The 8,992-nt window shown below is 33.4% G+C and carries 8 protein-coding genes; all 8 read right to left on the reverse strand.

The annotated features are described in order from the left end of the window. Positions 1-13: 13 nt before the first annotated feature. A complete protein-coding gene (locus ACK2WN_RS08925; protein ID WP_300529456.1) occupies positions 14-1,270 on the reverse strand; it encodes an NAD(P)/FAD-dependent oxidoreductase in 1,257 nt (418 codons plus the stop codon). A gap of 51 nt (positions 1,271-1,321) precedes the next feature. Then, positions 1,322-1,963, reverse strand: a complete 642-nt coding sequence (locus tag ACK2WN_RS08930) for a histidine phosphatase family protein (RefSeq protein WP_416155381.1) — start codon at positions 1,961-1,963, stop codon at positions 1,322-1,324. Between the two features lie 491 nt (positions 1,964-2,454). Next, complete coding sequence (locus ACK2WN_RS08935) at positions 2,455-3,327, reverse strand: YitT family protein (protein WP_329998635.1); 873 nt, start codon at positions 3,325-3,327, stop codon at positions 2,455-2,457. 495 nt (positions 3,328-3,822) lie between these two features. Beyond that, positions 3,823-4,986 (reverse strand): iron-containing alcohol dehydrogenase, encoded by a 1,164-nt coding sequence (locus tag ACK2WN_RS08940; RefSeq protein WP_329998633.1) that lies wholly within the window; start codon positions 4,984-4,986, stop codon positions 3,823-3,825. A 31-nt stretch (positions 4,987-5,017) separates the two neighbouring features. Next, on the reverse strand, positions 5,018-5,884 hold the full coding sequence (locus ACK2WN_RS08945; protein ID WP_300529450.1) for a MurR/RpiR family transcriptional regulator: 867 nt from the start codon (positions 5,882-5,884) through the stop codon (positions 5,018-5,020). 199 nt (positions 5,885-6,083) lie between these two features. Further along, positions 6,084-6,665: a tRNA (mnm(5)s(2)U34)-methyltransferase gene (locus ACK2WN_RS08950; RefSeq protein ID WP_416155382.1), complete on the reverse strand. Its 582-nt coding sequence runs from the start codon at positions 6,663-6,665 to the stop codon at positions 6,084-6,086. Between the two features lie 297 nt (positions 6,666-6,962). After that, on the reverse strand, positions 6,963-7,679 hold the full coding sequence (locus ACK2WN_RS08955) for a pseudouridine synthase (RefSeq protein ID WP_201415963.1): 717 nt from the start codon (positions 7,677-7,679) through the stop codon (positions 6,963-6,965). 26 nt (positions 7,680-7,705) lie between these two features. Continuing rightward, positions 7,706-8,392, reverse strand: a complete 687-nt coding sequence (locus ACK2WN_RS08960; RefSeq protein ID WP_416155383.1) for a hypothetical protein — start codon at positions 8,390-8,392, stop codon at positions 7,706-7,708. Positions 8,393-8,992 lie beyond the last annotated feature (600 nt).

Raw genomic sequence — 8,992 nt, forward strand, 5'->3', positions numbered from 1 at the left:
CTCTCCTCTTTTTTTATTCATCTTTTCCTGCTGCAAATCCTGTTGAGAATGCAATCTGTAGATTATATCCTCCAGTTTCTGCATCTATATCCAAAATCTCACCTGCAACGTGAAGATTTTTTATCTTTTTAGATTCCATCGTAGTAGAGTTGATATCCTTAACAGATACCCCTCCAGATGTTACTATAGCTGGCTCAATTCCTAATGTTGAAGTACAAGTCAGCTTCATTTCTTTTATAAGTGATACTAGCTTGTTTTCTAGTTTTTTAGGAAGTTCGTTGACTTTCATCTCCTCAACTCCTGCCTGCTCAGCAATAGCTTTTAAGAAATTCTGTGGAAGTATTCCCTTTAAATTTGTTATTACATTTCTATTTGGGAATTCTCTTATCGCTGCAACGATATCTTCTCTTGTGCTATTAGGTAGGCAGTCTAGAGTTATTTCTATATTTCCATCTTCTAATGCCTTATTTATATAAGAAGATAAAATTAAAACCGCTGGCCCACTTATTCCAAAGTGAGTGAATATCATATCGCCGCTCTGTTTTATCTTTTTCTTCTTAATCTTGCAAGATAATTCCACGTCTTTTAGCGAAATTCCCTGCATATTCATTATCCAAGATTCTTCTATCTTAAGTGGTACAAGTGCAGGAAGTGGCTCAACTATCTTATGTCCGTATTTTTTTAGGATTTTGTACATATTTCCGTCTGATCCCGTATTTGAAAAACTTCTTCCTCCCGCTGCGACGATTACCTTGTCACACTCAATCTTATCTCCATTGTCTAGGATAACGCCTTTAATCTCGCCAATCTTGTCCTTTTTTGATAAAATCTGTTCCTCTGGGAACATATTCACATCCAAGTCGGCAACTCTTTTGTTGTAGTATATTTTAACATTTCTCTTTAAAAGCTCTTTGTTTAAAGCATCAATTAAATCCTCTGCCTTGTCGTTTTCTGTATATACCTTAAAATCATTATCTTTTTCTATTTTGTATTTTAGTCCAATTCTGTCAAAGAACCCTAGCAGATCCTTATTTGAAAATGCATCAAAACTGCTGTACAAAAATCTCTTGTTTGTAACTACCTTATCAAAGAAATCATCTATCTCTCTGGCATTTGTTAGATTACATCTACCTCCACCAGTTAGTTTGATTTTTCTTCCTAATTCGCCATTTCTCTCAAGAAGTATTACCTCGTTATCTGCATTTTTACTAGCAGACACAGCCGCCATCATACCAGCCGCTCCACCACCGATTATAACAACCTTTGCCATATTTATCTCCTTTATCCAACAATCCTATACCCAAGTAAAAATAACCTACATTTACTCAAGAGCCGAGTTGTTAAGTTTGTAATCCCCTTTTATATGAGATGTGTCGTTCATTTTAGTAACAACCGGACCGTAATGTCTCCACTCTACTATATTTAGAGCTGTGTTATCCTGTTTAATTCTGTATATATTTTTCATTGGTGAATCTAATATTAATAATAGAAGCACCCTAACTGTCACTGAATGACTAACTAGTAAAATATTCTTGTTATCATATTTTTCATTTAATTCGTCTATGAATTTTTCTAATCTTTCCTTTATCACATCTAAAGTTTCCCCACCAGGAATTTTTGCAAGATGTGGCTCGTTTCTCCAAGTTTTGTATATTTCTGGGTATTTTTCAGTTATTTCTGGAATTAATCTTCCTTCCCATTCACCAAATCCCATCTCTCTTAAAGCTTCTGTCGGCTGCACTTCTATTCCAAATCTTTTTCCAACTGCTTCTGCTGTCTGCATTGCTCTACCTAAATCACTTGAGAATATCATATCTAGTGGATATTTATCCATTCCTTCTGCAAGCTCATTTGCCTGAGCAAGACCTTTTTCTGTTAGAGGTGAATTTCCATGCCCCTGAGTTTTTCCTAATATATTCCATTCTGTCTGTCCATGTCTAGCTATATAATAAGTGTTTCCCATAACTTCCTCCGTTTTTGATTTACTTTTCATATTTAAAATAATGTAATATTTTCTATGTCATTTGACTTTAAAAATTAATATCTATCAACATTATATTATATACCAAAATAATATCTGATTACAAATTTTTATAAAATGAGTAAAAAAATAGCTGCCACATAAAATTCACAAAAAAATATTGTAAATAGATTTTACATCAATAAGGCATATAATGTGTTGAATGTGCAATCCTATTCTCCATTCTCTCTTTAAACAAGGTAACAGCTAAGAAAAAGATTAAAAATCATCTCCAACTTGGCTGAGTTTATTGCAAAATAATAGCGGAATGAATTGATATAACTTATCCAACGACAATCTACAGACGATTTTTTCTTTAGATTCGAACAGAGTTCGAACTAGACAAGAAAAATCGTCGAAGCCTGGAGTGGGAAGTTATATTATTCATTCCGCTTCTTTTACACACATCTCAGCCAAGCGAGATATTTTTAATCTTATTCTGCTGTTACCGGTTTAAATCCATTACCTAATGCTTCATGTATGTCAGTTATGATTATGAACGCTTTAGAATCGACTTCTCTTACAAGTCTTTTTAGCGCAACAACCTCTTTCTTCTCAACTACAACCAAAATAACATTCTTATCAGCACCAGTGTACGCACCTTCACCTTTAAGGAAGGTCGCACCTCTGTCTAATTCTTCCATTATCTTGTCTGTAATTTCCTTTGAATGATCAGAAATAATCATAAATGACTTAGAATAGTTAAATCCTTCTATCATAAGGTCGCTGACCTTTATAATAATGTATAAAGAAACAGAAGAATACAGTGCTATTTCTATCTGACCTGTTGCAAATCCTGACATAACGATTACTGCACAGTCTATAATTCCTAAAAGAATTGGTATACTTAATGTTGGGAACACCTTATTAATTAATAAAGCCATTAAGTCTGTACCACCTGTAGAACCACTTATTCTAAGGATTAACCCCTGCCCGATACCCATAAGTATTGAACCGAGTATTATAATTAGGTAAATGTCCTCTGTTATGAATATTGAAGACATACTTTCAGTCACCTTTAACGCAACTGTTAATAATATTATTCCTAGTACTGTTTTGATACAGTCTCTCTTGCTCAAAATCTTGTACGCTGCGATAAATAGCGGTACGTTTAGAACAAGGTTGACAATCCATAGAGGAATTCCAAAAAGCATATTAAGAACAACTGCAAGCCCAGTTATCCCACCAGATGCAATTCCATAAGGATTGAAGAATAAATTTAGTGAAATCGCCATCATAATACAACCTATTATTAGGATAAAAATATCGCTAAACCCTAGTCTTAAACTTTCTTTTTCTTTTTCCAAAATGATCCACTTCCTTTCATATCTAATTATATATGAAATTTTTCTTTTTTCATAGTTTGGAAAAAATTTATTTGAATATGAGAAAAACTTTTCTCTAATATACTATTTTCATTCATTTATAGGCCAAATAGTCCTTCCTCCAAGAACAACCTTGTTTACACCTTTAACATCTATATCTGTTTCGTAGCTTCCATCATCAAACATTGGAGAAACCATAACCTTTCTCGCACTTATATATACAGTATCTCCTTTTTTTAATATAAATAAAACCTCATTTCAGTAAATTATTTAAAATATTACAACATAAAAATTAAATATTATTATCCTTATCATTTACTTTTAGAAATTTTAATTTTTTAATCAACAAGTATATAATTGATTAAAAGAATTAGTTGTTTTAGTATGATATATAAAAAGGGTGCTTTAAGTAATCATCAACGACAATGCAACTCTATTGTCTGGAGTGATGATGCTTAAACACCCTTTCCCTTTATCCTATAAACTCATTTTATATATTTCTAATACATCTTCTTTACTTAGAGATACGTATCCATATTTTGCACCTCTCTTAGATGCAAATTCTGCCATAACCTCTAAGTTTTCTTCATCTATACCAACTTCTCTTAAAGTCATTGGAATTCCTATACTTGCGAAGAAATCATAAGTCTTTTCAATAGCCATATTAGCTATCTCAAATTTATCTAATGAAGAATCAATTCCCCATACATTCACACCATAATCGACAAACTTACCTACAGTTTCGTCGCTTAATATATGTTTCATCCATCTTGGAGTAAGGATTGCTAGTCCAACACCATGAGTTATGTCATAGTATGCACTTAATTCGTGTTCCATTGGATGAACTGACCAACCTACATCTGTTCCGTAAGAAATCATACCATTTATTGCATGAGAGCTAGCCCACATTAAGTTTGCTCTTGCGTCGTAGTTTTCTGGCTCTTTAACGGCTATTGGTCCAAATTCTATACAAGTTTTAAGTAGTGATTCAGCGAATCTATCCTGTAAATAAGCCCCTTCAACATCGTGGAAGTATGTTTCTATAATGTGGCTCATTATATCTGCAGTTCCGGCAGCTGTCTGGTTTGCAGGTACTGTGTATGTGTATTCAGGATCAAGTATTGATACTCTAGGTTTTAAAATTTCTCCACCCATACCTAATTTATCATTTGTTTCCATATTAGATATAACAGCAAATCCGTCCATTTCTGAACCTGTTGCTGAAAGAGTAAGTACTGATATTATTGGAAGTGCTTCTTTTATAAGCGAGCTTTTTAGCACTAAATCCCAAGGATCTCCATCGTAAAATGCTCCAGCTGCTATCAGCTTACTGCAGTCGATTACGCTTCCTCCACCAACTGCAAGGATTACATCTATCTTACATTCCTTACATAGTTTAACACCATTTCTAGCAGAGTCTATTCTTGGGTTTGGAGCAATTCCAGAAAGCTCAAAAACATTGATATCAGAATCGTTTAACTGTTCCATAACCTGGTCGTAAATTCCATTTCTTTTAATACTATTTCCACCGTATACAAGAAGAACATTGTGTCCAAAGTTTTTAACTTCACCTCTTAGTTTAGCTATCTGTCCTTTACCAAAATGTACTCTTGTAGGAATATTATAGTCAAAATTCTTCATAGAGCTACCTCCTATTTTTTATATAAATTTCTTATTCAAACATTCCGTATTTATCCCACATATGCTCTAAATCGTCAAAATGTTCTTTTATATCTTCTTTTTCCTTCATACCTACTGCTACTGCTAGTGCATTTGCCACACTCATTGCAGGAACTAGTGAGTCGACAAATGACGCCATATTACTCTTAACTATTAACGTATTGTCAGATACTGAAGCTATTGGCGCAAATAAACTATCTGTTATAGATATTACCTTTGCTCCTTTATCTTTAGCGTATTTTACTAGCTGGAATGATTTTTTAGAATATCTTGGGAAACTAAATGCTATTACAACATCATCTTCACCAATTCTTACTATCTGCTCAAATGCATCCCCCATGTCCATTCTTACAGTATGAACATTATCTAGTATTATTCCTAAGTAGAATCCTAAGTACTGAGCAACAACAAATGATGTTCTCATTCCAAGTATGTATATTTTTCTAGCTTTTAATAATCTAGAAACAGCTTCCTGGAATGCTTCTCCATCTATTTCTTCAAGAGTTTCTCTTATGTTGTCTATATCCCCTTTTAGGATTTTGTTAAGTATTGTATTTTCATCAGAGTAGTCGTTTGCCATTTCAACCCTCTGAACTGTAGTCAATTTATTTTTTATTAATTCCTGTAAAGCTGCCTGTAGTTTAGGATATCCTGAATATCCAAGTGCATTTGCAAACCTTACAACTGTTGATTCACTAACTCCGACAGTTTCCCCCAATTTGCAGGCAGTCATAAATGCAACCTTGTCGTAATTATTTAGTATATACTGTGCTATTAACTTCTGACCTTTACTTAATCTAGTATACTGTGTCTGTATATCTGAGATAAGCTTTTTACTGTCTTTTAATGTTTCATCCATTTTTTCTTTCTCCTTTTACCCTATATCTTTATTTTTATTAAGAATGCAGCTCAATATACATATATTCAAATTTTCTGTATATTGACATCGAGCATATATAAAGATTCATTTCTCTACCATATTATAACACTTTATCCACTTATTTTTAATATGTAAGTGCAATTTTTTTGTCATATTTTTATTTTTTGGAAACTTTTCTTTATACTTGTTTTTTCTTTTCTATTAATATTATAGATGGCGGGTTATTCTTTTGATTTATAAACTTAGATTCAAACACATTATACTCCTTTTGATCTAAATTTGCTGCGTAATCAAATACTGCATTTCTTTCTTCCATTCCACCCTCATGACCTGTATAGATTGAAATGCAAACCACTCCATTTTCCTCAAGCAACGCCACCGACTGCTTTATAGCCTCTATAGTTGTATCTGGCTTAGTTATTATCCTATGCTCGCATCTTGGCAGATACCCTAAATTAAACACTGCACACTTGATGCTGCCTTTCACATAGTTGTTTATATTTTCGTGTCCATCTAAAATAAGCTCTACCCTATCCTCAAACTCAAGCTTTTTAACTTTCTTTTCAGTAGACTTTATCGCCTCTTCCTGAACATCAAAAGCATAAACCTTTCCATTCTCTCCAACCAACTCAGCTAAAAATACTGTATCGTATCCATTGCCCATAGTTGCATCTATACAAACATCGCCTTCTCCAATGACCTCTTTAATGTACATCTTGGCGATGTTGTTTACGTTGTCAAAATTGTTTCTCTTTTTCATATCTCCATCTCTTTTCGTAAAAAACTACAATAACAAAAGTTGTTACGTATAATCACTTCACTTTATCTTTTTATTTTTTCCACATTATATTATAACCAACTTAAACATTTAATACAATTATTTAATCTACTTTATTTAAAATTTAATTCATTTATTTAATCAATACTTCTATAGAAAAAGGGACTTTAAAAAAGCCCCTTTTATAAATTTCTGTTTATTTTTATAAATTTCTATTTATCGAAGTCTATTGTAAACTTCATTCCACCAACCTGAACTGTATCTTTTTTAGCTAGTAATTTATTTTACTGTTTTTAAGTATGCCACTTCTTCATCAGTTAGGTTTCTATATTCTCCAACTTCAAGTCCTCTTATATTTATTCTTCCCATCTGAATTCTTCTAAGATTTCTCACTGGATGATTTATAGCCTTACACATCTTTCTAACCTGTCTATTTCTTCCTTCGTGAATAGTAATCTTACAAACAGAATAGTTCTTTTCTTCATTTACCTTCACGATTTTTAACTTAGCCTTTGCAGTTGTGTAATCCTCTATCTGTAATCCGTTTTCAAAACGTCTTTTTTCCTCAGGAGTGATTATACCATTTACCATTGCTAAATAAGTCTTTTCAACTTCATGCTTAGGATGAGTAAGTTTGTAAGTCAAATCCCCGTCATTTGTAAGGATTAACAGACCACTTGTTTCGTAGTCAAGTCTGCCAACTGGGTAAACTCTCTCATCTACATCCTTTAATATATCAAGCACACTTGGTCTATCAAACTGATCTTTTACAGTTGTTATATATCCTTCAGGCTTGTTAAGAAGTATGTACACCTTCTTTTCCTCCTGATTTATAGCCACTCCATCGACCTCTACTATATCCTTTGTTTCATCTACTGTTGTAGATAATTCAGTTATTAGCTCGCCGTTTATTGTTACTCTCCCAGAAATTATAAGCTCTTCTGCCTTTCTTCTTGAAGCAACTCCACACGAAGCTATGTATTTATTTATTCTCATTTTAATTCCTTTCTAACTTATATCTTCTATTCTGCTGATTCTCCACCAGAGCTTTCTCCACCACCTGAAGAACCTCCTGATGAATTTCCTCCTTCATTAGATGATCCACCTGAAGAACTTCCTCCAGATTGCTCACCACTGCTTCCACTATTATTGCTACTTCCACTATTTCCACTTGAAGAATTTCCTGAAGAACTTCCTCCAGAACTACTATTATCACTTGTGTTATCTTTTTTATTACTTGAACTTGATGAAGAATTTGAATTTAATGCATCAGACTCTACCTGACTTTTATTATTCTTAGCAGCTTCCTTTGCATTCTGCTTTCTCTCTTCTCTCTCAGCATTTAAATTCTCAACCAACTTTTCTAGCTCAGCCTTCTTCTGCTCAGCTTCCTTCTTTATCTTTGAAGAACCATTCTTTAACTGAAGAATTTTCTCTATTTCCTTTAATGCCTTTTCATATTCCTCGTCTTTTTCATATTCTTCAACTCTTAACATTCTCATTGCCTGACCGTACATATCTCTGGCAACTTTGTTTTCACTATCGCCCTCTAAAACATCTGAAAACTTCTGCATCGCAGTCTTGTACTCATGCTTCTCTAAAGCTACCTGACCATCATTAAAAAGCTCAGAACCTTCATTAGACTTACACGCAGTCAAACTAAGTGCCATAACCATACTAAGTGCAATCAATTTTATTTTAAACTTCATAATATCCCTCCTACTTATTCAATATAATTTTAACATATCTTTACATATATGTCTTTACCTTTATTACTTACATTCTTCATGCTTGATGTACGCAGCTTCAGAATTATAAAAAATTAGGGCTACTTGCAAACTTGCAACAAGCCCATTTTATTAGCCATAATCTTTTATGAATTTACTAACTTAAAAAGAGCGGTATAAATCAAAATTGGCTAAAATATTGATAATATTTAGCATATGAGTTATATAGACAAAACTCTCTCGACAATCTGCAGACGTGGGTTTTAATTACAACAAAATAATTTACCTACACGCACGTCGAAGCCTGGAGAGAAGTTTGTCTATATCTCATATGCTCCTCATAATAACACAGGTTTAGCCAATTTTGATTTACCCGCTCTTATACAGATAGTAAATTCATAAAAGATTATTCTAAAAAGGAACCCCCCAGTAAAACTGGGGGTTCTTCATTTAACGCCTATAAGGCTCAATTTCCAGCTACGCTTCAAAGCGTATGTCGGTCCGCCACTCGCTAACTACTTCTGGTTACCCGTAAACGGGTCCACTACGTCAAGCGTTAGCTGTTCACTCATCATATCTTCT

Origin of the sequence: Peptacetobacter sp. AB800, from assembly GCF_047807365.1 — a bacterium.
GTDB lineage: Bacteria > Bacillota > Clostridia > Peptostreptococcales > Peptostreptococcaceae > Peptacetobacter.

Excerpts from the sequence above, each read along its gene's own strand:
- ACK2WN_RS08930 (WP_416155381.1), bottom strand. The coding sequence starts at position 1,963 with ATGGGAAACACTTATTATATAGCTAGACATGGACAGACAGAATGGAAT.
- ACK2WN_RS08955 (WP_201415963.1), bottom strand. The coding sequence starts at position 7,679 with ATGAGAATAAATAAATACATAGCTTCGTGTGGAGTTGCTTCAAGAAGA.
- ACK2WN_RS08945 (WP_300529450.1), bottom strand. The coding sequence starts at position 5,884 with ATGGATGAAACATTAAAAGACAGTAAAAAGCTTATCTCAGATATACAG.
- ACK2WN_RS08960 (WP_416155383.1), bottom strand. The coding sequence starts at position 8,392 with ATGAAGTTTAAAATAAAATTGATTGCACTTAGTATGGTTATGGCACTT.
- ACK2WN_RS08950 (WP_416155382.1), bottom strand. The coding sequence starts at position 6,665 with ATGAAAAAGAGAAACAATTTTGACAACGTAAACAACATCGCCAAGATG.
- ACK2WN_RS08940 (WP_329998633.1), bottom strand. The coding sequence starts at position 4,986 with ATGAAGAATTTTGACTATAATATTCCTACAAGAGTACATTTTGGTAAA.
- ACK2WN_RS08925 (WP_300529456.1), bottom strand. The coding sequence starts at position 1,270 with ATGGCAAAGGTTGTTATAATCGGTGGTGGAGCGGCTGGTATGATGGCG.